25 protein-coding genes are annotated in these 23780 nt (G+C 73.1%); 10 read left to right on the top strand and 15 right to left on the bottom strand.

Translation table 11 applies throughout. The features are described from left to right. Positions 1-4 precede the first annotated feature (4 nt). Complete coding sequence (locus tag IEY96_RS19980) at positions 5-982, bottom strand: helix-turn-helix transcriptional regulator (protein WP_189196328.1); 978 nt, start codon at positions 980-982, stop codon at positions 5-7. 61 nt (positions 983-1043) lie between these two features. Here IEY96_RS19980 and IEY96_RS19985 point away from each other — a divergent pair, with 61 nt between their 5' ends. After that, positions 1044-1490, top strand: coding sequence for a VOC family protein (locus tag IEY96_RS19985; protein WP_189196329.1), 447 nt, complete (start codon positions 1044-1046; stop codon positions 1488-1490). Here IEY96_RS19985 and IEY96_RS19990 read toward each other — a convergent pair whose 3' ends face one another. Genes IEY96_RS19990 through IEY96_RS20000 form a run of 3 tightly spaced genes read right to left on the bottom strand, consistent with a single transcriptional unit; the run spans position 1491 to position 4189 of the window. Then, positions 1491-2459: a TIGR03885 family FMN-dependent LLM class oxidoreductase gene (locus tag IEY96_RS19990; protein WP_189196330.1), complete on the bottom strand. Its 969-nt coding sequence runs from the start codon at positions 2457-2459 to the stop codon at positions 1491-1493. It abuts the gene before it with no gap. Between the two features lie 41 nt (positions 2460-2500). Continuing rightward, the gene (locus tag IEY96_RS19995; RefSeq protein ID WP_189196331.1) at positions 2501-3913 is read right to left on the bottom strand and encodes an NADP-dependent succinic semialdehyde dehydrogenase; all 1413 of its coding nucleotides are present in this window, start codon (positions 3911-3913) and stop codon (positions 2501-2503) included. A 12-nt stretch (positions 3914-3925) separates the two neighbouring features. Continuing rightward, entirely contained in the window at positions 3926-4189 is a 264-nt protein-coding gene (locus IEY96_RS20000) for a DUF6343 family protein (RefSeq protein ID WP_189196332.1), read from the bottom strand. Positions 4190-4364: 175 nt separating this feature from the next. Here IEY96_RS20000 and IEY96_RS20005 point away from each other — a divergent pair, with 175 nt between their 5' ends. Together IEY96_RS20005 and IEY96_RS20010 are read left to right on the top strand one after the other, a co-directional pair. Next, on the top strand, positions 4365-4970 hold the full coding sequence (locus IEY96_RS20005; protein WP_189196333.1) for an antibiotic biosynthesis monooxygenase: 606 nt from the start codon (positions 4365-4367) through the stop codon (positions 4968-4970). Between the two features lie 137 nt (positions 4971-5107). Next, a complete protein-coding gene (locus IEY96_RS20010) occupies positions 5108-5950 on the top strand; it encodes a GDSL-type esterase/lipase family protein (protein ID WP_189196334.1) in 843 nt (280 codons plus the stop codon). A 33-nt stretch (positions 5951-5983) separates the two neighbouring features. Here the strand turns inward: IEY96_RS20010 and IEY96_RS20015 are convergent, their stop codons facing one another. From IEY96_RS20015 to IEY96_RS20025, 3 genes are all read right to left on the bottom strand, one after another. Continuing rightward, entirely contained in the window at positions 5984-6721 is a 738-nt protein-coding gene (locus IEY96_RS20015) for an EcsC family protein (protein WP_189196335.1), read from the bottom strand. 40 nt (positions 6722-6761) lie between these two features. Further along, positions 6762-6908: a hypothetical protein gene (locus IEY96_RS20020; RefSeq protein WP_189196336.1), complete on the bottom strand. Its 147-nt coding sequence runs from the start codon at positions 6906-6908 to the stop codon at positions 6762-6764. Positions 6909-7001: 93 nt separating this feature from the next. Then, positions 7002-7877, bottom strand: a complete 876-nt coding sequence (locus tag IEY96_RS20025) for a peptidase M23 (RefSeq protein ID WP_189196337.1) — start codon at positions 7875-7877, stop codon at positions 7002-7004. A gap of 391 nt (positions 7878-8268) precedes the next feature. Here IEY96_RS20025 and IEY96_RS20030 point away from each other — a divergent pair, with 391 nt between their 5' ends. Genes IEY96_RS20030 through IEY96_RS20040 form a run of 3 tightly spaced genes read left to right on the top strand, consistent with a single transcriptional unit; the run spans position 8269 to position 10373 of the window. Further along, on the top strand, positions 8269-9195 hold the full coding sequence (locus IEY96_RS20030; protein WP_189196338.1) for a proteasome assembly chaperone family protein: 927 nt from the start codon (positions 8269-8271) through the stop codon (positions 9193-9195). Positions 9196-9232: 37 nt separating this feature from the next. Next, entirely contained in the window at positions 9233-10030 is a 798-nt protein-coding gene (locus IEY96_RS20035; RefSeq protein ID WP_189196339.1) for an exodeoxyribonuclease III, read from the top strand. 22 nt (positions 10031-10052) lie between these two features. After that, positions 10053-10373: an antibiotic biosynthesis monooxygenase family protein gene (locus IEY96_RS20040; protein ID WP_107076513.1), complete on the top strand. Its 321-nt coding sequence runs from the start codon at positions 10053-10055 to the stop codon at positions 10371-10373. Between the two features lie 7 nt (positions 10374-10380). Here IEY96_RS20040 and IEY96_RS20045 read toward each other — a convergent pair whose 3' ends face one another. Then, positions 10381-10584, bottom strand: a complete 204-nt coding sequence (locus IEY96_RS20045; protein ID WP_189196340.1) for a hypothetical protein — start codon at positions 10582-10584, stop codon at positions 10381-10383. Between the two features lie 249 nt (positions 10585-10833). Here IEY96_RS20045 and IEY96_RS20050 point away from each other — a divergent pair, with 249 nt between their 5' ends. Continuing rightward, a complete protein-coding gene (locus IEY96_RS20050; RefSeq protein WP_091310330.1) occupies positions 10834-11058 on the top strand; it encodes a GntR family transcriptional regulator in 225 nt (74 codons plus the stop codon). A 194-nt stretch (positions 11059-11252) separates the two neighbouring features. On the opposite strand, the gene IEY96_RS20055 is transcribed toward IEY96_RS20050, so the two are convergent. Both IEY96_RS20055 and IEY96_RS20060 read right to left on the bottom strand, forming a co-directional pair. Beyond that, on the bottom strand, positions 11253-11927 hold the full coding sequence (locus tag IEY96_RS20055) for a class F sortase (RefSeq protein WP_189196341.1): 675 nt from the start codon (positions 11925-11927) through the stop codon (positions 11253-11255). Positions 11928-11935: 8 nt separating this feature from the next. Continuing rightward, on the bottom strand, positions 11936-12541 hold the full coding sequence (locus IEY96_RS20060; RefSeq protein ID WP_189196342.1) for a hypothetical protein: 606 nt from the start codon (positions 12539-12541) through the stop codon (positions 11936-11938). Between the two features lie 133 nt (positions 12542-12674). Here IEY96_RS20060 and trmB point away from each other — a divergent pair, with 133 nt between their 5' ends. Both trmB and IEY96_RS20070 read left to right on the top strand, forming a co-directional pair. Beyond that, positions 12675-13379, top strand: coding sequence for a tRNA (guanosine(46)-N7)-methyltransferase TrmB (gene trmB / locus IEY96_RS20065; RefSeq protein ID WP_189196343.1), 705 nt, complete (start codon positions 12675-12677; stop codon positions 13377-13379). Positions 13380-13426: 47 nt separating this feature from the next. Next, complete coding sequence (locus tag IEY96_RS20070) at positions 13427-15931, top strand: DEAD/DEAH box helicase (protein WP_189196344.1); 2505 nt, start codon at positions 13427-13429, stop codon at positions 15929-15931. A gap of 58 nt (positions 15932-15989) precedes the next feature. Here IEY96_RS20070 and IEY96_RS20075 read toward each other — a convergent pair whose 3' ends face one another. Beyond that, complete coding sequence (locus IEY96_RS20075) at positions 15990-17630, bottom strand: COG1361 family protein (RefSeq protein WP_189196345.1); 1641 nt, start codon at positions 17628-17630, stop codon at positions 15990-15992. Between the two features lie 158 nt (positions 17631-17788). Between IEY96_RS20075 and IEY96_RS20080 the strand changes: the two genes are divergently transcribed. Next, positions 17789-18436, top strand: coding sequence for a hypothetical protein (locus IEY96_RS20080; protein ID WP_189196346.1), 648 nt, complete (start codon positions 17789-17791; stop codon positions 18434-18436). A gap of 81 nt (positions 18437-18517) precedes the next feature. On the opposite strand, the gene IEY96_RS20085 is transcribed toward IEY96_RS20080, so the two are convergent. Genes IEY96_RS20085 through IEY96_RS20100 form a run of 4 tightly spaced genes read right to left on the bottom strand, consistent with a single transcriptional unit; the run spans position 18518 to position 23719 of the window. Next, the gene (locus IEY96_RS20085) at positions 18518-20296 is read right to left on the bottom strand and encodes an IucA/IucC family protein (RefSeq protein ID WP_189196347.1); all 1779 of its coding nucleotides are present in this window, start codon (positions 20294-20296) and stop codon (positions 18518-18520) included. Beyond that, on the bottom strand, positions 20293-20868 hold the full coding sequence (locus IEY96_RS20090; RefSeq protein WP_189196348.1) for a GNAT family N-acetyltransferase: 576 nt from the start codon (positions 20866-20868) through the stop codon (positions 20293-20295). The genes IEY96_RS20085 and IEY96_RS20090 overlap by 4 nt, the downstream gene beginning before the upstream one ends. Then, entirely contained in the window at positions 20865-22157 is a 1293-nt protein-coding gene (locus IEY96_RS20095) for a lysine N(6)-hydroxylase/L-ornithine N(5)-oxygenase family protein (RefSeq protein WP_189196349.1), read from the bottom strand. Before IEY96_RS20095 ends, IEY96_RS20090 begins: the two co-directional genes overlap by 4 nt. Positions 22158-22183: 26 nt before the next feature. Next, positions 22184-23719: a pyridoxal phosphate-dependent decarboxylase family protein gene (locus tag IEY96_RS20100; RefSeq protein ID WP_189196350.1), complete on the bottom strand. Its 1536-nt coding sequence runs from the start codon at positions 23717-23719 to the stop codon at positions 22184-22186. Between the last annotated feature and the right edge of the window lie 61 nt (positions 23720-23780).

Raw genomic sequence — 23780 nt, forward strand, 5'->3', positions numbered from 1 at the left:
GAGCCTAGGTGTTGCCGGGCGTCGCGCCGGTGCCGGCCATCGTGGCGAGCCGGCGGGCGAGCAGGGCGACGGCCTCCCGCAGCTCCGGAGGCTCCAGCACCTGCGCCTCGAAGCCCAGCCGGGCCACCTGCACGGCGAGCCAGTCCAGGCCGTCCCCGCCGACGGCGAGCACGCACCACCCGTCGCCGTCGTCCTCGACGCGCCCCACCTGGGGCGGCACCAGCTCCCGGACCCGTTCGGCCGGCGCGTGCACCCGCACCCGGGCGAGATACCGGTACGGCGACCCGGTGACGGACCGCTGCACGTAGGCGACCGGGTCCGGATGCTCCCGCGCCCGGAAGCGCCAGGTCGTCGCCACCACCTCACGCATCCGGTCCAGCCGGAAGGTGCGCCAGTCGTCGCGGTCGACGTCCCGGGCCATCAGGTACCAGCGGCGGCCGGTGGTGACCATCCGCACCGGCTCGACCGTCCGCTCGCGCTCCCCGCCGTCGCGGCCGGGGTATCGGAACCGCACCCGCACGAGGTCGCGACAGGCCCGGGCGAGCGTCACCAGCAGCTCCGCGTCGATTTCGACCCCGGGGCCGACGAGTGTCTCGGTGGCGCCGTGTACCGCGCGCACCTCGGCGCGCAGCCGGGCCGGCATCACCTGGTCGAGCTTCGCGAGCGCCCGCAGCGCCGCCTCGCCGGCACCGGCGACCGTGCCCCCCGAGGCCAGCCGCAGGGAGACCGCCGTGGCGATCGCCTCCTCGTCGTCGAGGAGCAGCGGCGGCAGCCGGGTGCCCGCGCCGAGCTGGTAGCCGCCGCCGACGCCGGACGTCGCGTGCACGGGGTAGCCGACCGCGCGCAACCGCTCCACGTCGCGGCGCACCGAACGGTCGGTGACGCCCAGCTCGGCGGCGAGTTCGGCGGCGGTCCAGGACGGCCGCCGCTGCAGCAGCGCCAGCAACCGCAGCACCCGCTCGGTCGTCGCCTCGACGGTCACGCCCACATGCTTCCACAGATCGCGGAACGATCCTGTCCGCGATCCCGGGCAGACTGTGGCCATGACCGAACAGACGCGGACCGTACAGATCACCTTCGACTGCGCCGACCCGGCCGCCCTGGCGGCCTTCTGGGCCACCACCCTCGGCTACCGGCTCCAGGACCCGCCCGGGGGCTTCGAGTCGTGGGAGCAGGCCCTGGACGCGATGGGCGTGCCGCCCGAGCGGCGCAACGACGCCTCCGCGGTGGTCGACCCCGCCGGCACCGGGCCGCGGCTGTTCTTCCAGCGGGTACCGGAGGGCAAGCAGGCCAAGAACCGCGTGCACCTCGACGTGCGGGCCGCCCCGGGGCTCTCCGGCGACGCGCGGATGGCGGCCCTGGAGGCGGAGGCCGAGCGGCTCGTCTCGCACGGCGCCACCCGGCTGCAGCGCCACGAGCCGACTCCCCCGCTCGGCGCCGGTCACCTCATCATGGCCGACCCGGAGGGCAACGAGTTCTGCCTCGACTGATCAGCCCCGGGTGGTACGGAGTTTCGGCAGCACCTCGGCCCCGAACGTGTCGATGAAGGCGCGCTGCTCCTGCCCGACGTGGTGCAGGGCGATCTGGTCGAAGCCCAGCGCGACGTACTCCTCCAGCCAGCCGACGTGCCGGCCCAGGTCGGCGGAGACGTTGACCACCGAGGTGACCCGCTCCATGGGCACGTCCTCGCTGACCACGTCGAAGTGGTCGGTCAGCTCCAGGTCCCAGCAGACCGGCGGGGCGAAGACGTTGCTGCGCCACTGGTCGTACGCGATGGCCTCGGCCTCGGCCTGCTCGGGGGCCCAGCTCACGTGCACCTGGAGGTGCAGCGGTCCGCGCCCGCCGGCGTCCCGGTAGGCGTCGATCATCCGCCGCAGGTGCTCGACCGGGGCGTTGACGGTGATGAGGCCGTCGGCCCACTCGGCGCACCAGCGGGCGGTCTCCACGCTGACCGCCGCGCCGATCAGCGCGGGCGGCTGCTCGGGCCGGGTCCACAGCTTCGCCCGGTCCACGGTGACCAGCCCGTCGTGGGTGACCTCCTCGCCGGCGAGGAGCGCCCGGATCACGTCGACGCACTCGCGCAGGCGGGCGGCGCGGACGTCCTTGCGGGGCCACCCGGTGCCGGTGATGTGCTCGTTGCTCGCCTCGCCGGTGCCGAGCGCGGCCCAGAACCGGCCCGGGTACATGGCGGCCAGGGTGCCGATGGCCTGCGCGATGATGGCCGGGTGGTAGCGCTGGCCGGGCGCGTTGACCACGCCGAACGGCAGGTTGGTGGCCTGGAGCGCGGCGCCGAGCCAGGACCAGGCGAAGCCGGAGTGGCCCTGCCGGGCGCTCCACGGCGAGAAGTGGTCCGACGACATGGCGGCGTCGAAGCCGGCGCGTTCGGCGTGGGTCACCGCCGCCAGCAGCCGGGCCGGGTGGATCTGCTCGTGGGACGCGTGGAAGCCGAACACCGTCATGGGCGCACCTCCTACCCATGACGGCGTCCGGCCAATCGCGACTACTCCGAGTGCGCGCCGGCGCCGGCGCCGGCCTCCCCCTCGCCGACCCAGACGGTCTTGGTGTTGCAGAACTCCCGCATGCCCACGGCGGACAGCTCGCGCCCGTACCCGGAGTTCTTCACCCCGCCGAAGGGCAGCTCCGGATAGGACGTGGTCATGCCGTTGATGAAGACGTTGCCGGCGTCCAGGTCGACGGCGAAGCGCTCCTGCTCGGCGGGGTCGGTGGTCCAGGCGTTGGAGCCGAGGCCGAAGTTGGTGCCGTTGGCCACCTCGATCGCCTCCTCGTAGGAGCCGACCCGGTAGAGCCCGGCGACCGGCCCGAACACCTCCTCGGACCACATCCGCATCCCCGGCCGCAGGTCGGTGACCACGGTCGGCGGGTAGTACCAGCCGTCGCCGGACGGCTTCTCGCCGCCGCACAGCACGGTGGCGCCGTTGTCGACGGCGTCCCGCACCTGGGCGTGGATCTCGTCGCGCCCGCCCTCGCTGGCCAGCGGGCCGACGTCGGTGTTCTCGTCCATCGGGTCGCCGACCCGCAGTGCCGACATCCGGGCCGCGAACTTCTCGGCGAAGGCGTCGAAGACGTCGGTGTGCACGATGAACCGCTTGGCGGCGATGCAGGACTGGCCGTTGTTCTGGCACCGGGCCGTGGTGGCCACCTCGGCCGCCTTGTCCAGGTCGGCCGAGGGCATCACCACGAACGGGTCGCTGCCGCCCAGCTCCAGCACGGTCTTCTTGAGTTCCCGGCCTGCGATCTGGGCAATCGAGCGGCCCGCGCCCTCGCTGCCGGTCAGCGTGGCCGCCCGGACCCGGGGGTCGCTCAGGATCCGGTCCACCTTGTCGGAGCCGACCAGCAGGGTGGTGAACGCGCCCTCCGGGAAGCCGGCCCGGCGGAACAGCTCCTCCATGTAGAGGGCGGTCTGCGGGACGTTGGAGGCGTGCTTGAGCAGCCCGGTGTTGCCGGCCATCAGGGCCGGCGCGGCGAACCGCATCACCTGCCAGAGCGGGAAGTTCCACGGCATCACGGCGAGCACCGGGCCGATCGGCTGGTGCCGCACGTACGCCCGCTTCGCCTTGACCGCGGCGGCGTCGGCGGGCTCGTCGGCCAGCATCTTCGCGGCGTTGGCGGCGTAGAAGCGGCAGGCCGTGGCGCACTTGGTGACCTCGGCCTTCGCGGCCGCGTACGTCTTGCCCATCTCGGTGGTCATCAGCCGGGCGGTCTCGTCCCGCTCGGCCTCCAGCAGGTCGGCCGCGGCGATCATCCACCGGCCCCGCTCGGCGATCGTGGTCCCGTGCAGCTGCCGGAAGGCCAGGTCGGCCCGCTCGATGGCCGCGTCGACCTGCTCGTCCGACATCGGGTCGTACGTCTTGAGCACCTGTCCGGTGACGGGATTGGTGGTGGCGATGGGCATGTCGTACTCCTGTCACTCGAACAGCGAGTGCCGCACGCCCGGCTCCTCGCGGTGGCGCGCGGCGCGGCGGCGCTGGATCACGACCAGGTCGACCACGGCCACCACGGCGAGGATCGCACAGACGACACCCAGCCAGGTCACGTCGGCGGCGAACGCGAACACCGCGAGGACGGTCATGACGACCAGGCCGAAGAGGGCGAGGGCGAGCCGCAGGTTCAGCGCGCTGTACGCGTGGCCGACCGTGCCGCGGGCACGGCGGGGCTGTGATCGCGTCATTCCTCCGGGCTACCCCGGCACGGCCGGGGCTAACCGGTTCCCCCCGGGCGCCCGGCGGCACGGCCGGTGATCCCGGACACCAAGCGGGTACTCCCCGGATGCGCCCGACCGCGGGGTGCGTTACACCGGTCTGCCGGGACCGGTGGAGATCCCGGCGGCGGCGGAGAGGACGGGCATGACCACGACGCACGCGGTGCCGGTGACGGTCGCCGTCTCGCGGCGCGCCGACCCGGCGCGCACCGACGAGATGGTGGCGTGGATCCGGGCCGGTACGGCGCTGGCCGAGAGCTTTCCCGGCTTCCTGGGCGCCGGGTTCGTCCGCAGCGCGCCCGGCTCCCCCGAGTGGCACGTGATGTACCGCTTCGCGAACCAGGACACGCTGCGCGACTGGGAGGACTCCCCGCAGCGGCACTGGTGGCTGACCTCGGCGCAGGGCATCGTCGAGCACACCCGGACCGAGCGCCGCACCGGCATCGAGGGCTGGTTCGACGCCCCGGTGGACCACGTGGTCGAGACGTTCCCGGGCGGCGACGCCGAGCCGGCCGTGCCGGCCGCCCCGCCGCGCTGGAAGCAGGCGGTCACCATCTGGCTGGCGTTCTTCCCGCTCAGCCTCACCGCCACCCTGCTCACCGCCCGGTTCATCGCCGACGTGCCGCTGGCGGCGCGGACGCTGCTCATGACGCTCTGCCTGACCCCGCTGATGACCTATCTGGTGCTGCCCCGGATCACCCGGGCGCTGCACTGGTGGCTGCACGGCCAGCCCGCGCCCTGGCGGCGCTGACACCGGTTCACGAACCGGTCGTAACACGCTCATGTGAACGACGGTTGTCGATGCCGGAAAGGCGACAGAGTCCCCGTCCGGACGGCCGAGGCGCATAGGGTCGACGCGCCGCTTCATGCCGCCGGACGGGGGACGGTATGCCTCGACGTTGGATCGCCGCGCTGGCCTGCCTCGCGGCGCTGGTCGCGCTCGCCTGCGACGGCGAGGGCTCGGCGTCGCCCCGCCCGTCGGGCTCCGCGCCGGCCGGCGCGCCGAAGGTGCTCACCGCGCTGGGCGACTCGGTCACCACCGGCTTCGGCTCCTGCCTGGTGCTGGTGAGCTGTGAACGCAACTCCTGGTCCAGCGGCGACGGCATCCGGGTGCACAGCCTCTACCGGCGGCTGCGCGAGGACAACCCGACGCTCCGGGCCTACAACCGGGCCGCCCCGGGCGCCCGCGCGGCCGGCCTCACCGACCAGGCCCGGGCTGCCGTACGCGACAAGGCCGACCTGGTCACCATGCTGATCGGGGCGAACGACGCCTGCCGGAACGACATCGCCGACATGACCCCGGTGGCCACCTTCCGCAAGCAGGTCGACGCGGCCCTGGCGGTGCTGCGCAAGGGCCGGCCGAAGGCGCGGGTGCTGATGGTCAGCCTGCCCGACCTGTACCGGCTCTGGGAGATCGGCCACACCGAGTCCCGCGCGGTGCGGGCCTGGTCGCACGGCATCTGCCCGGCGCTGCTGGCCGACGCCACGTCGACCGCGCCGGCCGCGGTGGCCCGGCGGGCCCGGTTCCGCGAGCGGATCGACGCCTACGACGGGCAACTGCGGGCCGCCTGCCGGGCGTACGGGTCCCGCTGCCGGTGGGACGGCGGTGCGGTGCACCGGACCCGGTTCAGCCTGGACGAGGTGAACGCGCTGGACTGGTTCCACCCGAACGCCGCCGGCCAGGACCGGCTCGCCGACGTCACCTGGGACGCGGCCGGCTGGGCCGACTGACCCGCACGCCGCCCGGGTGGGCCGGGTCGGCCGTCAGGGCCGGCGCGGGCCGGGCAACTGCCGGGGGCCGCCCCGGTAGAGGGCGCGGGCCCGGTCGGCGAGGTCCTTGGTGGCCGACGAGTTGGCCCAGGTGCCGAGGATGATCGCGGCGCCGGGGATCACCTTGGCGAACATCCGCTTGGCCGCGCGTACCCCGGCCATCCGGGCCAGCCGGACGCCGAGCTGGAGCATCACCCGGCCCAGCGGGCGCTCGCCGCCCATGCCGAACAGCGCGCCGGCCCGCTCCCGGCCGGCGGCCACCCCGAGGGCGAGCCGGGCGCTCTCGGCAACCTTGTGCACCCGCTGGAGCACCAGCAGGTCGGTGGCCCGGTCCGGGTGGACCGGGTCGACGCCGTACGCGGCCGCCACGTGCAGCACCAGCCGGGCCTGGGTCCAGGCCAGCACGCCCACGTCGATGACCGCGCCGGGCAGCCCGGCCGCCCCGGAGACCGCGCCGGAGAGCCGGGCGTGGTTGACGAACTTGCGCACCGCCTGCTCGGCCAGCTCCTCGGCGGGGACGTCGGGTCGCTGCGCCCGCTCCCGGTCGGCCCACTGCGCCGCCTCCGGCCCGAGCCGGCGCACCGCCTCCAGGGCCAGGTGCTCCGGGGCGTACTGCGGGTCGTCCCGCATCCGGTCCCAGAGCTTCGCCGGTGGCGCCTCGGGCGCATCGACCGGCGCGGCCGGCTTCGGGGGAACGGTGGACTCGCCGTCGACGGGGGCGGGGTCGGTCACGAGGGGGCTCCCGGGGGTCGGTACTGCGGGGGCGGAGCGGTCAGCGGCGGCGGGACGACAGCCGGCTGGCGAGCTGCTTGAGCTTCGCCTGGTTCTCCGGCTTGGCCAGCTCGCGCCGGCCGCGGTCGACCAGCTGCTGACCGCGGGGCGACCGCAGGAAGGCGCTGAGCCGTTGCACCAGTGACATGACGTCCTCCTGTCCGCGGTCCTCCCTCATGTGTACCCGGGACCGGCAAGTCCCTGGTACCCGGGCCGGCCCTCCGGCAACCCCCGGCCCGGATCAGCCCAGGATCTCCTTGACCACCGCGTTGGCGCGCCACTCGTGCTGGGCGTACGCGTCGGGGAACGCGGAGACCTGGACGGCCTGGGCGGCGACGGTGAGGGGCAGGTCCTGCCAGCCGGGGATCTCCTCAAGGGCGGTGAGGAACGCCTTGGTGGCGTACTCCGGGTCCATCAGCTCCTCGACGGTGCCCCAGCCGCTGCTCGGCCGCTGCTGGAACAGGCCGACCGAGTCGTGGTCCCAGCCGATGGCCTGGTGCGGGTAGCTCTGCGACTCGGGCAGCACGCCGCTGGCGTAGTTCAGCAGGGTGCTCTCCTGCATGGCGGTGGCCACCGCGATGACCAGGCCGCGACGGGGCACGCCCATCTCCCGGCCGGCCTGCACGATCTTCTTGGCGTTGTTCATCTGGGTCTGGTCCAGGCCGGCGACCGGGACGATCCGGCGCGGCTTCGGCTTCGCCTTCGGCTTGGGCTTCGCGGTCGCCGAGGGGGTGGCCGACGGGCTGGCGCTCGGGGTGGCCGCCGGGGCGGTGCTCTCGCGGGTCAGGCCGCGGGAGGCGGCGTCGACTTCGGCCCGCTGGGCGACCTCGGCCGACGCGGCGGGGCTCGGGGTGTCGTCGGCCGCGCGGGCGCCGATCTGGCTGAAGCCACCCACCAGGCCGAGGCAGCAGACCGCGCCGGTGGCCACGGCCATCTTCGTGCGGCCGGGCCGGGCGGCCAGGGGGTTCAGGAAGGCGTTGAAGCGGGTACGCAGGGAACCACGGGGAGTGGAAGCCTCGGGAGAAGCGGTCGACTGAACGGTCGAGGGGGTATCGTCCGAACGGTCAGCCGAACCGCCGGGGCCGTACTGGTCGTCGAGGGTGCCGTCGTCACGCATTCGACGAGGCTAGGCAGGGCAAACCGGGATCACCCAGGCCCAAAGGGTGACCCTCGCCACACTTCGTGCTCCCCGAACCGGACATTCACTGGCGCCCCGGGGCGGCGGGCGACGGACCTCGCGACCCGGGAAAACCTCCGGTCCACCCCGGGTCGCGCCGCCCCGGGCAGGAACCTCGCAGCCCTCCCGGCCGCACCCAGTGATCGGCTAACTCGTCCTTTCGGCCGAACCGGACCTGGCCCGTCAGGGGGAACGATCCCGTCACCGACACCGAACTGTGATCATCGTTCGGCCCGTAACGGAATGGACCACGGTGGCCGGTACGTTGGCCGAACCGGGAGGCCGTGCGCGCACGGTCCGCCCGTACGCGTCGACAGGAAGGTCCGAACCGGTGCTCGACCCACACGAGCTCTACGAACTCAGCGACGATCTGCCCGACCTCGGCCAACCGGTGCTGATCCAGGCGCTCACCGGCTTCGTCGACGCCGGCAACGCCACCCGGCTGGCCCGGGAGCAGCTGCTCACCTCCCTGGAGGCGCGGCCGATCGCCCGCTTCGACGTCGACCAGCTCTTCGACTACCGCTCCCGCCGGCCGGTGATGACCTTCGTCGAGGACCACTGGGCCGACTACGACGCCCCGGCGCTGGAACTGCACCTGCTCCACGACGACGACGAGACCCCGTTCCTGCTGCTCACCGGCCCCGAGCCGGACCTTCAGTGGGAACGCTTCGTGGCCGCGGTGGCCGCGCTCTCCGAGCGCCTCGACGTGCGGCTCACCGTCGGGCTCAACTCGATCCCGATGGCCGTCCCGCACACTCGGCCCAGCGGCGTCACCGCACACGCCACCCGGCACGAGCTGATCTCCGGATACGAGCCCTGGCTCCAGAAGGTCCAGGTGCCGGCCAGCGTCGGCCACCTGCTGGAGTACCGCCTTGGCGAGCAGGGCCGCGACGCCCTCGGCTTCGCCGCGCACGTGCCGCACTACGTCGCCCAGACCGAGTACCCGGCCGCCGCCGACGCGCTGCTCTCCGCCGTGTCCCGCAGCACCGGGCTGCTGCTGCCGCGCGACGGCCTGGGCGCCGCCGCCGAGGTGGTGCGGGTGGAGATCGACCGCCAGGTCGCGCAGACCGAGGAGGCGGCCACCCTGGTCCAGGCCCTGGAGGAGCAGTACGACGCGTTCGCCCGGGGCCGCGGGGAGAAGAACCTGCTCGCCCAGGAGACCGGTCCACTGCCCACCGCCGACGAACTCGGCGCCGAGCTGGAACGGTTCCTCGCCGAGCAGACCCGACCCGGAGACACCGACACCCCGCGGGGGTGACCCGGCGGGCTGGCCGCCGATGCGGCAGGCTGGAGACATGCGCCTGGCGACCTGGAACGTCAACTCGGTGAAGGCCCGCCTCCCCCGGCTGCTCGACTGGCTGGCCACCACGAAGCCCGACGTCGTCTGCCTGCAGGAGACCAAGTGCCCCGACGGGGCGTTCCCGGTCGCCGAGGTGGGCGAGCTGGGCTACGAGGCGGCCAGCCACAGCGACGGCCGGTGGAACGGGGTCGCCATCCTGTCCCGGGTGGGGCTGGCCGACGTGGCGGTCGGCTTCCCCGGCGAACCGGGCTTCCCCGAGCCGGAGGCGCGGGCCATCTCGGCCACCTGTGCCGGCCTGCGGGTCTGGTCGGTGTACGTGCCGAACGGCCGCTCCCCCGACGACCCCCACTACGCGTACAAGCTGGCCTGGTTCGCGGCGCTGCGCGACGCCCTGGAGCCGGAGCTGGCGGGCGGGCTGCCGCTCGCGGTCTGCGGGGACTTCAACGTCGCCCCGACCGACGCCGACGTCTGGGACCCGGCGCTCTTCGTCACCTCCACCCACGTCACCCCCGCCGAGCGCGCCGCCCTGGCCGCGCTGCGGGACCTCGGGCTCGACGACGTGGTGCCCACCCCCATGAAGGGCCCGCACCCCTACACCTACTGGGACTACCGGGCCGGCATGTTCCACCAGAACAAGGGCATGCGGATCGACCTGGTCTACGCCTCCGCGCCGTTCGCCCGCGCGGTCACCTCGGCGTACGTGGACCGGGAGGCGCGCAAGGGCAAGGGCCCCTCCGACCACGCCCCGATCGTGGTCGACGCCGACCTGGTGCCGACCGTCGAGACGTTCTGACCCGGCTCGCTAGGGTGGAGCCATGGCAGTCGTGAAGATCAACGCGATCGACGTCCCGCCCGGCGCCGGCGAGGAGCTGGAGAAGCGGTTCGCGGCTCGGGCCGGCGCGGTGGAGAACTCCCCCGGCTTCCTCGGCTTCGAGCTGCTCCGCCCGGTCGCCGGGGAGAGCCGCTACTTCGTCTACACCCGCTGGGAGACCGAAGAGGCGTACCAGGCATGGGCGCAGGGGCCGTCCCGGGCCGCGCACGCCGGCGGCGAGGGCGGCGAGCCGCGCAAGCCGGTCGCCACGGGCGCCACGCTGCTGGAGTTCGAGGTCGTCCAGCACGTCCCCGGCAAGGGCTGACCGCCTCCTACTTCTGGAACATGGTCGAGGCGACCTCGGCCATGAGCTTGAGCGCCCAGTCGAGCTGCGGGCAGGTGTCCCGGTCGCGGCGCTCCAGGCAGCCGCCGGCCCGCCAGGGCTGGTCGAGCGCCCGGGTCCAGTGCGTGTCGATGATCCGCATCATCGCGAACAGCTCGTCGGCGGGCGTGATGTCGCCGTCATCCATCGGCATGGTCGACGCCTTCCGCGAGTGAGCGAGGGTCCCCGCCCCGGGCGGAGTCCGTTGGGCCGTGCGCCCGGGGCGAGGGGACCGGAAACCCCGGATTGCTGAAGTCCAGGAGCATCCGACCCACTGTCTCACTGTATTTACTGTCTCACTGTAGTCAAGTTCTCACTGTCTCGACTTCGCCGCGCTGTCGCCTTGTCCCGGTCAGGTGCGGGCTGGAAACATGATCTCCGCTGAAGTCCAGGAGAGCCGATCATGCCGACCAGACCACCGCACTACCGACGCGTCGCCGACGACATCGAGGCCAAGATCCGTGCTGGCGAATACGCGCCCGGGCAACAACTGCCGTCCGTGTCGGAGATCGGCGAGATCTACAACGTCGCCAGGTCGACGGCCTACCGCGCCGTGAAGGAACTGCACGCGCGCAATCTCATCTACGGACAGCAGGGCCAGGGCGTCTTCGTCACGGAATCGGAGTAGCCCGCCGGCGCGAGAGTCGCGCCGCGACCGGGCCGGCGGACTGATCCCGTCGTCGCAGGGACCGCCCTGGCTGCACCGCCCTCCGGATCTTGGACAGTTGCCGTTAGCTCTGAACGGTAACTGTCCAAGATCCGGAGCAGCACGAGGATGCGGCGCAGGCCCGCCGAGAACCGAGCGCCGAGCGGACCGCAGCGTCAGGGGTTGCGGGTGTCGAGGAGTGAGGCGAAGGCGATCACGTTGTCCTGGTAGCCGGTGTGGCCGCCGACCCACTCACCGCCGCAGGTGATGAGCCGCAGCTCCGCCGGGCCGGAGTCGCCGTAGACCCGGTCGGCGGGGAGGTTGGCCTTGTCGAAGTACTCGACGGTGTCGACCTTGAAGGTGACCACGCTGCGGTCCTCCCGGGTCACCTCGATCCGGTCCCCGGGCTTCAGGTCGTGCAGCCGGTAGAAGACCGCCGGCCCGCTCTTGGTGTCCACGTGCCCGACGATGACCGCCCGGCCCGGCTCGCCGGGCACCGACCCGCGGTTGTACCAGCCGGTCTGGTGGTGCTGGGTCAGCGGCGGGACGTCGATCGAGCCGTCCCGCGCCTGGCCGACCGGGGTGACCGGGGCGGTGACCTTGATGGCCGGCACGGCGAGGCGGACCGGGAGGCTGGCCGGGTCCCGCGCCCGGGTCGGCTCGGCGCTGTGCCGGTTCGACCCGGTCGCCGCGTCGGCCCAGTCGAAGGGCCCGGCGGTCCGGCCCAGGCCGGCACCGGTGGCGAAGACCCCGACCAGCACCAGCAGCACGGCGAGCGGGGTCGACCACGGGCTGCGGGCGCGGGCCCGGGGCGCACGGGCGGTGGGCTGGGGGGTGGGGTTCGCGGCCATGGCGGGGCTCAGCGCCGGGCGGCGCCACGGAGGGTACGGGGCTGCCGGCGCGACGCGGCCACGCCGACCACCGCGCCGACCACGGTCAGGCCGAGCCCGACCGGCACCAGCAGGCCGCCGAGCCCACTGCCGCCGGCGGTGCCGCCGAAGCCGGTCGCCGGCCCGCGACTGGGCTGCACCCGCTTGACCACCTGGAGCATGGTGGACGCGGTCTGCCCGCCGGGGCACTCCAGCTTGACCCGGTAGTTGCCGGGGCGGGTGCGTTCGCGGACCATCGGTGAGGCGGTGAGCAGACCGCGCTGCGGCTGCACCTGGATCCGGCCGAACGCGTCGGAGACCACGGTCGCCGGCACGGAGTTGTCCCGGCAGCTCGCCCGGATGCCGACCAGGAAGCCGGGCTCGACGGTGCTCGGGGTGACCTCCACGAAGATCACGTCGGCGGGCGACGGCTGCGTCCCGGGCTGCCCGGGCGCCGGCTCGGCGGCGACCATCGAGGCGGCACCGGGTGCCAGCGCCGCACGCGGGCCGGCCTGGGCGGGCACCGCGCCGACCAGCGGGGCGGTGCACGCGGCGGCCGCGACCAGCAGCGCCGCACGTCCCGTGACTGACACCATGCCCCCTCCCGGCCCCGCGTCGGCGGTGACGGGCGGCGGGGCCACCCGTCCTGCCGTACTGGGATGAATCCTCTCACCCCGGGCCGCACATCACATCCGATCCGCTCCAGCGGTCGCGTACGCTCGGGTCGCTGTGACCTCCACCGACTTCAGCGCCGCGCCGCCGGCCCACGCCGCCCGTATCCGCACCTTCCACCCGCGTCGCGGGCGGATGAGCGACCGGCAGCGCGACGCGCTGGTCCGGCTCTGGCCCGCGTACGGCCTGGAGATCGACGACCTGGACGGGCCGTGCGATCCGGCGGCGCTGTTCGGACGGCGGGCGCCGCTGGTGCTGGAGATCGGCTCCGGCATGGGCGACGCCACCGCGGCGATGGCGGCCGCCGACCCGGACCGACACTATCTGGCGGTTGAGGTGCACACGCCCGGAATTGCCAACCTGCTCGAACTGGTCGAACGGCACGGTCTGGGCAACGTACGGGTGGCCAAGGGCGACGCGCTGGACCTGGTCCGGGCCATGCCCGAGGGGTGCCTGGACGCGGTGCACGTCTTCTTCCCGGACCCGTGGCCGAAGGCCCGCCACCACAAGCGGCGGATCATCCAGCCGGCGCACGTGGCGCTGCTGCGTTCCCGGCTGGCCCCCGGCGGGACGCTGCACTGCGCCACCGACTGGGCCGAGTACGCCGAGGCCATGCGGGAGACGCTGGCCGCCGACCCGGGGCTGGTCGACGTGCACGGCGGTTACGCACCCCGCCCGGCGCACCGGCCGGTGACCAAGTTCGAGCGCCGGGCGCTGACCGCCGGGCGGGAGATCTTCGACCTGATCCACCGGCGGGCCTGAACCCGGTTGGCGCGGCGACCCATGATCCAGGCACGATGGGAGCCGCCATGACTCTCACCGCCGCGCTGCCGAAGAGCGCCGACCCCGACACCCTCTACGACGCGTTCGCCGGCTGGGCGTCCGAGCGCGGCCTCGACCTCTACCCCCACCAGGAGGAGGCGGTCATCGAGATCGTCTCCGGCGCGAACGTGATCATGAATACGCCGACCGGCTCGGGCAAGAGCCTGGTGGCGATCGCCGCGCACTTCGCGGCGCTGGCCGACGACCGGACCACCTTCTACACCGCGCCGATCAAGGCGCTGGTCTCGGAGAAGTTCTTCGCCCTCTGCGAGGTCTTCGGCGCGGAGAACGTCGGCATGCTCACCGGCGACGCCAGCGTCAACGCCGACGCCCCGATCATCTGCTGCACGGCGGAGATCCTGGCCAACCTGGCGCTGCGTGAGGGCGCCCGGGCCGACGTCGGCCAGGTGATCATGGATGAGTTCCACTTCTACGCCGAGCCGGACCGGGGCTGGGCCTGGCAGGTGCCGATCATCGAGCTGCCGCAGGCGCAGTTCGTCCTGATGTCCGCCACGCTCGGTGACACCACCCGCTTCGTCGACGACCTGACCCGGCGCACCGGGCGGCCGACCGCCGTCGTCCGCTCGGCCGAGCGGCCGGTCCCGCTCCTCTTCTCGTACGCGATGACGCCGCTGCACGAGACCCTGGAGGAGCTGCTGGCGACCAAGCAGGCCCCGGTCTACGTCGTGCACTTCACCCAGGCCGCCGCGCTGGAGCGCGCCCAGGCGCTCATGAGCGTGAACGTCTGCACCCGCGCCGAGAAGGACATGATCGCCCAGGCGATCGGGAACTTCCGGTTCACCTCGGGCTTCGGCAAGACGCTGTCCCGGCTGGTCCGGCACGGCATCGGCGTGCACCACGCCGGCATGCTGCCCAAGTACCGCCGCCTCGTGGAGACCCTGGCCCAGGCCGGGCTGCTCAAGGTCATCTGCGGCACCGACACCCTCGGCGTCGGCATCAACGTGCCGATCCGCACCGTGCTCTTCACCGGCCTGTCGAAGTACGACGGCACCCGCACCCGGCTGCTCAAGGCCCGCGAGTTCCACCAGATCGCCGGCCGGGCCGGGCGGGCCGGCTTCGACACCCTCGGCCGGGTCGTGGTGCAGGCCCCCGAGCACGTCATCGAGAACGAGAAGGCCCTGGCCAAGGCGGGCGACGACCCGAAGAAGCGCCGCAAGGTGGTGAAGAAGAAGCCGCCGGAGGGTGCGATCGGCTGGGGCGAGCCGACCTTCCAGCGCCTCGTCGAGGCCGAGCCGGAGCCGCTGACCTCCAGCTTCCAGGTCAGCCACTCGATGCTGCTCAACGTCATCGGCCGCCCCGGCGACGCGTTCGCCTCGATGCGGCACCTGCTCACCGACAACCACGAGGACCGGGCCGCCCAGCGCCGGCACATCCGCCGGGCCATCGCCATCTACCGGGCGCTGCGCGCCGGCGGCGTGGTCGAGGAGCTGCCCGAGCCGGACGAGCAGGGCCGCCGGGTGCGGCTCACCGTGGACCTCCAGCTCGACTTCGCGCTCAACCAGCCGCTCTCCCCGCTCGCCCTGGCCACCATCGAGCTGCTCGACCGGGAGTCCCCGTCGTACGCGCTGGACGTGCTCAGCGTCATCGAGTCGATCCTGGACGACCCGCGCCAGGTGCTCTCCGCGCAGCAGTTCAAGGCCCGCGGCGAGGCGGTCGCCGCCATGAAGGCCGAGGGCATCGAGTACGAGGCCCGCCTGGAGCTCCTCGACGAGGTGACCTGGCCGAAGCCCCTCGCCGAACTGCTGGACTCGGCGTACGAGATGTACCGGCAGGGCCACCCCTGGGTCGCCGACCACCAGCTCTCCCCCAAGTCGGTGGTCCGGGACATGTACGAGCGGGCCATGACGTTCCCCGAGTACGTCCAGTTCTACGGGCTGTCCCGCTCCGAGGGCCTGGTGCTGCGCTACCTCGCGGACGCGTACAAGACGCTGCGGCAGACCGTCCCCGAGGACGCGAAGACCGAGGAGCTGGTCGACCTCATCGAGTGGCTGGGCGAGCTGGTCCGCCAGGTCGACTCCAGCCTGATCGACGAGTGGGAGCGGCTGCGCAACCCGTCCGACGTCGCGGAGGTGGCCGCCTCGCTGGACGACCGGCCGCCGGCGGTCACCCGCAACGCCCGGGCGTTCCGGGTGCTGGTGCGCAACGCGCTGTTCCGCCGGGTCGAGCTGGCCGCCCTGCGCCGCTGGGACCTGCTCGGGGAGCTGGACGCCGAGCAGGGCTGGCACGCGGACGCGTGGGCGGACGCGCTGGAGCCGTACTTCGAGGCGTACGACTCGATCGGGGTGGGGCCGGACGCGCGCGGCCCGGCGCTGCTGATGATCGAGCAGGGCCGGGAGAAGTGGACCGTACGCCAGATCCTGGACGACCCGGAGGGCGACCACGACTGGGGAATCAGCGCCGAGATCGACCTCGCCGCCTCCGACGAGGCGGGCGCCGCGGTGGTCCGGATCACCGACGTCGGACAGCTCTGACCTCGCTCACGCCGCGGGGGTGGACCGGAGACCGGCCCACCCCCGCGGCGTCGGCGGATCAGTCGCGCGGGGTCTGGAAGGCCACGCGGCGACGACGGAACATCACGAACAGCACGGCGCCGAGCGCGAGCACGGCGGCGCCGACGCCGGCGAGCGCGACGGCCGGGGCACCGGTGACCGGCAGGCCGCCGCCGGAGCCGCCGTTGCCGTCACCGGAACCACCGTTGCCGCCACCGGAGCCGCCGGTGATGACGATGCGGGCGGTGTTGTTCGCCGGGTTCGACTCGGTGGAGGAGGTCGCACCGTCGACCACGATCGTGCCGTCGGTGCCCGGAGCTGATTTGATCTTCAGCTTGACGGTGGCCTTGATCCGGCCGTAGCCGGAGGCGACGCTGGGGAACTCGCTCTCGAAGTTGCAGCGCAGCTTCGCCGACTCCGGCAGCTGCTTGCCCGGCGTGCCGTCGGTGTAGCACCACTCGGCGGGCAGCAGCACGGTGCCGCTCGGCGCGGTGATGACGACGCCGGGGCCGCCGCCGTCGGACGGGCCGTTGTTCACGACCTCGTACGCGAGGTCGACCGTCTGGCCGACCGTGCCCTTCACCGGCGGGACGGTGACGGCGACGTCGAGCGTGTTCTTCTTGGTCCAGAACTGGATGTCGGCGTAGTTGTCCGACTCGTCGAGCTCACGCTCCACGACGGACCGCTTGGCGAGGCCCGCCTCCACGGCCTTGGCGTGCAGCTTCTCGGCGGCGGAGGCGAACGACGGGCCGTTGCCCTTGGTGGCCGCGACCTTCTTCGCCGCCTCCGCCTCGCCCGCCAGGGCCGTGCTGAAGGCGGCGTAGTTCTCGTCCGGACCGGGCAGGTTGCGGCCGAACGTGATGTTGAACAGCGACGCGCCGGTCTCGTCGTCGAACAGCAGCAGCCCCTCGCCGGGCTTGAGGGTCAGCGGCACCGTGCAGGTGACCTGGCTCGGCCCGTACACGTAGGGCGCGCCGGTGTCCTTCGGGTAGTAGTCGACGTAGGTGCAGTCGCTGTACCGCTCGACGAAGGTGGCGCCGGTGGGCAGGTCGACCCGGACCGTGAAGTCCGTCGCCGGGCTGTCGCCCTCGTTGAGCACACCGCTGTAGAGCGGGACGCGGTCGCCCGCGCCGACCGGGTGCGCCTTGTCGTTCAGGTTGTCGGCGGCGGCGACCAGGTCGGGGCCCGACGCGACCACGGTGACCGGGAACGAGGTGGTGTTGTCGCCGGGGTTGGCGTCGTCCTCCGCGCCGGCGATGGTCACGGTCACCGAGCCCGCGTCGCCGGGCGTGGCGCCCGTGCGGCTGGCCAGCGACACCGGGTAGACGTTGGTGACCTGCCCGGCCGCGAGACTGCCGACCGTGCAGGTGACCTTGGCGTCGGCCAGCTTGCAGGTGTCGTCCCAGTCCGACACGGAGGCGGTGACCGCGTCGGAGAGCTTGCTCAGGTCGAGGGTGACGGTCACCGCGGTCGCGTCGGCCTCGCCGTAGTTGTAGACGTACATGCCGATGGTGGTGCCGCTGTTGTCGATCTCCGCGACGGGGTCGCGGTCGAACGAGACGGAGAGATCGGGCAGCGGGTCGGCCGCGTGGGCCGGGGCGGAGAAACCGAACAGCGCGGTCGTCGCCAGCACCGCCGCGCCGACGGCGAGGCGGGGCCAACGGGCCGTGAGGGATGTCATGTGTGTGCTCCGGGAGAGAACGAAGGAAGCCCGCACTCTAATTGATGATCAGCAACCGCGATGCCCCGTCTGAAGAGGCCGCTCCAGACCCTGGGCGATGTCAGACCCGTCGATTAGAATGTATGTACTAATCGAGCTTTTGACCTGGGAGGATGCTCGTGACCGCGCCCACCTCCGCCGCCCCTGTCACCCCCTACGCCACCCTCCTCGGGTTCACCCGCTACGTGGACCGCACCGGGCCCACCAAGGCCACCTTCGTGGGCGGCCTGCGCAAGCAGCGGGCGAGCCGGCACGGCTTCAACCCGCACGGCCAGTTCGTCAAGGCGCTCAAGGCCGACGTCGCCTTCCACACCGGCGGGACGCACCTGGCCCAGGTCGCCGACCTGGTCAAGCCGCGCTGGCGCCCGCTCTACGAGGCGCTGGTGCCCGGCGCGACCACCTGGCTGCACTCGCTCGGCGAGCCGGCCGGCGTCGACCTGGCCCAGACCCGCGACGCGCTCGCCATGCTGGGCGACCTGCCCGTGAAGATCAACCCGCAGTTCGGCGTGCGCTACGCCGACGGTCGCGCCGAGGCGATCCGGCTGCACTTCGACGAGGCACCGCCGAGCGAGGAGACCACCCTGGCCACGCTGCACCTCATGGCCCGGCACATGGACGCGGTCCTGCCGCACGCCGAGCCGGTGCTGGTCGACGTCCGGCGCGGCGAGTCCTACCGGATGCCGGCCGACGTCAAGCCGGAACAGGTCGAGCAGTGGCTGGCCGGCGAGGCCGCCGCGTTCCGCGCCATCTGGTCCACCGCCGCCTGACCCGATCCGCGCCGACGAGCGGCCGCCCCTACCCGGGCGGCCGCTCGTTCCTCACCCGCCGTCCCGCCGCCGCCAGGTCGCTCAGGGCCGCGGGGCGTACGGGGCGAGCGGATTGGCCAGCGTCCCGACGAACTGGAGCGCCGCCGACGGGTCCGCGAGGTCGACCATCTGCTGGTTGTTGCGCAGTTGCAGCCGGTTCAGGCAGGACAGCGCGAACTCCGGGGCGAACAGGTCGTGCCGGTCGGCCAGGTGCGGCACCGAGTCCGTGTAGGCCCGGACGCACTCGGCCACGGTCCGCCAGAAGGTCTCCTCGTCGAGGACTCCCTCGGTGGCCAGGATGGCGTTGAGGTGGCGCAGGAACGAGTCGAAGACGTCGGTGAAGACGCAGAGCACCTTCTCGTCCTCGGGGACGGCGGCGCGGATCCGGCGCACCGCCTCGGGCAGGTCGGCCTCGGGGTCCATCACCACGATCTCCTCGGCGATGTCCTTGAAGACGACCCGCTCCACCACGCCGTCGCGGAGCACCAGGATGACGTTCTCGCCGTGCGGCATGAACGCGAGGTCGTAGGCGTGCAGCGCGTGCAGGAGCGGCACGAGGTAGGCGTCCAGGTAGCGGCGCAGCCAGTCCGCCGGGGCCAGCCCGGACGCGGCGACCAGCGCCCCGGCGAAGGAGCGCCCGGCCCGGTCGACGTGCAGCAGCGACGCCATGGTGGCCAGCCGCCGGCCGGGCTCCAGCCCCGGCACCGGGCTCTCCCGCCACAGCGCGGCGAGCATCTTCCGGTACGGCGAGTACCGGTCGGTCGCCGCCTCGAACTGCCGGTGCCGGTAGCCGATCGCGGCCCGCTCCCGGATGATCGTCAGCCCGGTCCGCCGGAACACCGGGTCGGCGGCGATCAGGCCGGCCAGCCAGTCGTTGATGGCCGGGGTGTGCTCCATGTACGCGGCGGACAGCCCCCGCATGAAGCCCATGTTGAGCACCGAGAGCGCGGTCTTCACGTAGTGCCGGTGCGGGTCGGTGACGTTGAAGAAGGTGCGCAGCGACTGCTGGGCGAGGTGCTCGTCGGGCCCCTCGCCGAGCGGCACCAGGCGCCGCCGGGCCACCTCGCCGGCGAAGGTGACGGCCAGCTTGTTCCACCACTGCCAGGGGTGCACGGGCAGCAGCAGGTAGTCGGCCGGGTCGAGGCCGAGCCCCGTGAGGGTACGCGCGAAGCCGGCCAGGGTCTCCTCGCCCAGTTCGGCCCGGACGTGGGTGTCGTAGTCCAGGTCGGCGGCGCAGGTGAAGGTGGTGTGGTCGCGGTGGGCGGCGAGCCAGAGCAGCCGGACCGGCTGGCCGGCCTCCGGGGCGTACCGGTGGTGGTCGTGCACGCCGAAGCCGATCCGGCCGCTGTTGGCCACGAAGCAGGGGTGGCCCTCGGTCATCGCCGTCTCGATCCGCTGGAAGTCCGCCTCGACCAGCTCGGCCGCCGACAGCTCGGGTCGGGCCAGCTTGTACGCGAGCCCGGCCAGGGTGGAGGTGATCTCCTCCAGGTAGACCGGCAGGACGGCGTCGGTGAGGCCGAGCGCGCCGCGCAGGTCCAGGCAGAGGTCGACGGCGTCCAGCGGGGCCTCCCGCCCGTCGACGTGCCGGGTCAGTCCGGCGGGGTCGATCCACCAGTGGTCGAGGCTCAGCCGCCGGGCCGCGAAGCGGTATTCGACGGCGCCGTCGTCGCCGCGTACCCGGTAGTGGCCGGGGCCCTGCGGTTCGGGGGTGATGAGCCGTTCGTGGGCGAACTCGGCCAGGGCCTTGCGGACCAGCCGGCGGTTGGCGGCGGCCCAGAGTTCCGGGGTGAGGTGGTCGACGGCGGCGGCGGGGGTGGTCACGCGGGTACCTCTCTGCGGGTGGCGGCCAGGAACCGCTCGCGGGTGCAGACGCTGAGCAGGGCGGTCTTCTCGGGCTTGGCGACCGGGCCGACGACGGTGAAGCCGACGGCCGCGTTCAGCGCGTGCACGGCGGTGTTGCGCACGTCGGGCTCGACCACCACGCGGCGGGTGGCCGGGTCGGCGAAGAGCCAGTCCAGCACCGTGGTGATGACGGCGAGGGTGAAGCCGCGCACGGGGGTGTCGGTGGGCGCGCAGAGGAAGTGCATCCCGACGTCGCCCTCGGCCCGGTCGTAGAGCCCGACCAGCTCGACCTCGGCCGGGTCGTAGCGCTCGGCGAGGAACGCCGGCCGGCCCCGCCAGCACCCGAGGTAGGCGTCGTGGTGCGGGTGAGCGGCGATCCGCCGGTACTCCTCGGCCACCCGGTCGACGTCGGCGTCCTGCATCATCCAGAACACGGCCTTGGGGTGGGTGACCCAGCCGTGCAGCAGCGCGGCGTCGGCCTCCGGGTCGAGCGGGCGGAGGCCGAACTCGCCGAGCCGCGGGTCGTGCCGGTGGTAGGTGGCCGTGGTCACGAGGCCACCCCGGCGGGCGCGCCGAACTCCTGGAACGCGATGCTCTTCTCCATCGGGTAGTGCTCGCGGCCGGTCAGCTCGCGGATGATCCAGGAGTTGCGGTAGGGGCCCATGCCCAGGTCGGGCGAGGTGACGCTGTGCGTGTGGGTGCCGGCGTTCTGGAGGAAGACACCCCGTCCCGTGTGGTCGATGCTGTAGTTGCGGGCCACGTCGAAGCGGCCGTGCCCGTCGAAGCGGAGCCGGTCCCGGATCGGGTCGAGGAAGGCGGGGACCCGGTAGCGGTAGCCGGTGGCCAGCACCAGCCCCTCGGTCTCCAGGGTGAGGTCGCGGCCCTGCTCGACGTGGTGCAGCCCCAGCGTGTACGTCCCGCGCGCCGGGTCGTACGCGGCGTCGGTCAGCTCGGTGTTGGTGAGCAGCCGGGTGGGCAGCGGGCCGCCGACGCTCTTCACGTAGAGCAGGTCGTAGATCGCGTTGATCAGTTCGGCGTCGATCCCCTTGAACAGCCCCTTCTGTTCCGCCTCCAGGCGGTAGCGGGTCGGCTCGGGCAGGGCGTGGAAGTAGTCCACGTAGTCCGGGGAGGTCATCTCCAGGGTGAGCTTCGTGTATTCGAGCGGGAAGAAGCGCGGCGAGCGGGTGACCCAGTTCAGTTGGTAGCCGTGGGTGTCGATGTCGGCCAGCAGGTCGTGGTAGATCTCGGCGGCGCTCTGGCCGCTGCCGATCACGGTGATGCTCCGCTTGCCCCGCAGCGCCGCCCGGTGCTCCCGGTACCGCGAGTTGTGGATCACGTCGCCGGCCAGCCCTTCGCAGGCCGGTGGCACGTGCGGCGGGGTGCCGGTGCCGAGCACCAGCCGGCGCGCCCGGTGGGTGACCTGCCGGCCGCCCACCCGGGCATGCACCACGTACCGGTCGTCGGTCGGGTCGTACTCGATCGCGGTGACCTCGTGTCCGAACCGGACGTCGGGCAGCTTGGCGGCCGCCCACCGGCAGTACGCGTCGAACTCGCCGCGCAGCGGGAAGAAGTTCTCGCGGATGTAGAACGGGTAGAGCCGACCGGTCTCCTTGAGGTAGCTGAGGAAGGAGTACGGCGAGGTCGGGTCGGCGAGCGTGACCAGGTCGGCGAGGAACGGGGTCTGGAGGTGCGCGCTCTCCAGCAGCATGCCGGGATGCCAGTCGACGTCCCCGCGGGCCTCCAGGAAGAGGCCGTCGAGGTCGTCGATCGGGGCGGTCAGGCAGGCCAGGCCGAGGTTGTACGGGCCCAGCCCGACGGCGATGAAGTCATGGGTCGACATGGGTGTTCTCCTGGGCGGGCGGCCGGTCAGCCGACCGGGCAGGACAGCTCGTCGGCGGCGCGGGTGCGGGCGTACCGGCCGGCGTGTTCGGCGATCAGGTCGAGGACCGCGGCGACGTCGTCCCCGGTGGTCTCCGGGTTGAGCAGGGTGAACTTCAGGTGGTGGGCGCCGTCGACCCGGGTGCCCGCGACGAGCGCGGCGCCGGAGGCGGCGAGCGCCTCGCGGGCGTACAGGTTGGCGTCGTCCACGAGGTCGGCGGCCAGGCCGGCGGGGCGCCAGCGGAACACCAGGGTGCTCAGCGCCGGCCGGGTCACCACTTCGAAGCGGGGGTCGGCGGCGAGCAGGTGCCAGGCCTCGTCGGCCCGGTCGACCACCTCGTCGAAGAGCGCGCCGACCGCGTCCGCTCCCATGATCCGCAGGGTGAGCCAGAGCTTGAGCGCGTCGAAGCGGCGGGTGGTCTGGAGGCTCTTGTCGACCTGGTTGGGGATGCGTTGCTCGACGGCGTGCGCCGGGTTGAGGTAGTCGGCGTGCCAGGTGGCGTGGCGCAGCGTCCGGCCGTCGCGGACCAGCACCGCACTGGAGCTGACCGGCTGGAAGAAGGACTTGTGGTAGTCGACGGTGACCGAGTCGGCCCGCTCGATGCCGTCGAGGAGGTGCCGGCGGGTCGGGGAGACCAGCAGGCCGCAGCCGTACGCGGCGTCGACGTGCAGCCACACGCCGGCCGCCGCGCAGATGTCGGCGATCTGCGGCAGCGGGTCGATGCTGCCGAAGTCGGTGGTGCCCGCGGTGGCGACCACGGCCGCCACCAGCAGGCCGTCGGCCCGGCAGCGGGCGATCTCCCGGGCCAGCGCGTCGGGGCGCATCCGCCGCCGCGCGTCGGTGTCGACGGTGCGCACCGCGTCCGGGCCGAGGCCGAGCAGCCGGGCCGCCTTCTGCACGCTGAAGTGGCCGGCGGCGGAGGTGAGCACCCGCAGCCGGGACAGCGCCTCGGGTCCGGGCCGCAGTCCGGCCCGCGCCCGGGTCTCCTCGCGGGCCAGCAGCAGCGCCTGGAGGTTGGAGTGGGTCCCGCCGCTGGTGAACACCCCGTCGGCGGCGGGCCCGAGCCCGATCCGCGCGACCGTCCAGTCGATGAGCCGGCGCTCGATGAGCGTGCCGCCGGCGCTCTGGTCCCACGTGTCCAGCGAGGAGTTGACCGCGCTGAGCACCGCCTCGCCGAGCAGCGCGGGGATCACCACCGGGCAGTTCAGGTGGGCCAGGTAGCGGGGGTGGTGGAAGTAGACGGCGTCGCGCAGGTAGACGTCGTGCAGTTCGTCGAGGGCCGCGCCGGGGTCGCCGAGCGGGCGGTCCAGGTCGACGGCCGCGACGCGCGGGGCGAGGTCGTCCGGACCGACCCCGGTGAACGGCCGGTCCGCGGTGGCCACCCGGCGGGCCACCCGCTCGATCCCCTCGGCCAGCACGCCGCGATAGCGGTCCAGCGAGCGGGCGTTGAACAGGTGGTCCCGGGCGGCGGCCGGGCCGGCGCCGGCCGAGGGGACCGGAACGGTTGCTCCGGGCAGACTCATGGGCAGTCCTCAGTGGTCGGAAGTGGACGGCGGCGGCGCGACGGCACGGCGCGGTCCCGCG

The organism is Micromonospora fulviviridis, from assembly GCF_014648395.1.
Taxonomy (GTDB): domain Bacteria; phylum Actinomycetota; class Actinomycetes; order Mycobacteriales; family Micromonosporaceae; genus Micromonospora; species Micromonospora fulviviridis.

Excerpts from the sequence above, each read along its gene's own strand:
- IEY96_RS20045 (WP_189196340.1), bottom strand. The coding sequence starts at position 10,584 with ATGCCGATGGATGACGGCGACATCACGCCCGCCGACGAGCTGTTCGCG.
- IEY96_RS20070 (WP_189196344.1), top strand. The coding sequence starts at position 13,427 with ATGACTCTCACCGCCGCGCTGCCGAAGAGCGCCGACCCCGACACCCTC.
- IEY96_RS20005 (WP_189196333.1), top strand. The coding sequence starts at position 4,365 with ATGACCACGACGCACGCGGTGCCGGTGACGGTCGCCGTCTCGCGGCGC.
- IEY96_RS20000 (WP_189196332.1), bottom strand. The coding sequence starts at position 4,189 with ATGACGCGATCACAGCCCCGCCGTGCCCGCGGCACGGTCGGCCACGCG.
- IEY96_RS19990 (WP_189196330.1), bottom strand. The coding sequence starts at position 2,459 with ATGACGGTGTTCGGCTTCCACGCGTCCCACGAGCAGATCCACCCGGCC.
- IEY96_RS20010 (WP_189196334.1), top strand. The coding sequence starts at position 5,108 with ATGCCTCGACGTTGGATCGCCGCGCTGGCCTGCCTCGCGGCGCTGGTC.
- IEY96_RS19985 (WP_189196329.1), top strand. The coding sequence starts at position 1,044 with ATGACCGAACAGACGCGGACCGTACAGATCACCTTCGACTGCGCCGAC.
- IEY96_RS20095 (WP_189196349.1), bottom strand. The coding sequence starts at position 22,157 with ATGTCGACCCATGACTTCATCGCCGTCGGGCTGGGCCCGTACAACCTC.
- IEY96_RS20075 (WP_189196345.1), bottom strand. The coding sequence starts at position 17,630 with ATGACATCCCTCACGGCCCGTTGGCCCCGCCTCGCCGTCGGCGCGGCG.
- IEY96_RS20050 (WP_091310330.1), top strand. The coding sequence starts at position 10,834 with ATGCCGACCAGACCACCGCACTACCGACGCGTCGCCGACGACATCGAG.
- IEY96_RS20060 (WP_189196342.1), bottom strand. The coding sequence starts at position 12,541 with ATGGTGTCAGTCACGGGACGTGCGGCGCTGCTGGTCGCGGCCGCCGCG.
- IEY96_RS20025 (WP_189196337.1), bottom strand. The coding sequence starts at position 7,877 with ATGCGTGACGACGGCACCCTCGACGACCAGTACGGCCCCGGCGGTTCG.
- IEY96_RS20055 (WP_189196341.1), bottom strand. The coding sequence starts at position 11,927 with ATGGCCGCGAACCCCACCCCCCAGCCCACCGCCCGTGCGCCCCGGGCC.
- IEY96_RS20100 (WP_189196350.1), bottom strand. The coding sequence starts at position 23,719 with ATGAGTCTGCCCGGAGCAACCGTTCCGGTCCCCTCGGCCGGCGCCGGC.
- IEY96_RS20035 (WP_189196339.1), top strand. The coding sequence starts at position 9,233 with ATGCGCCTGGCGACCTGGAACGTCAACTCGGTGAAGGCCCGCCTCCCC.
- IEY96_RS20020 (WP_189196336.1), bottom strand. The coding sequence starts at position 6,908 with ATGTCACTGGTGCAACGGCTCAGCGCCTTCCTGCGGTCGCCCCGCGGT.
- IEY96_RS20040 (WP_107076513.1), top strand. The coding sequence starts at position 10,053 with ATGGCAGTCGTGAAGATCAACGCGATCGACGTCCCGCCCGGCGCCGGC.
- IEY96_RS19995 (WP_189196331.1), bottom strand. The coding sequence starts at position 3,913 with ATGCCCATCGCCACCACCAATCCCGTCACCGGACAGGTGCTCAAGACG.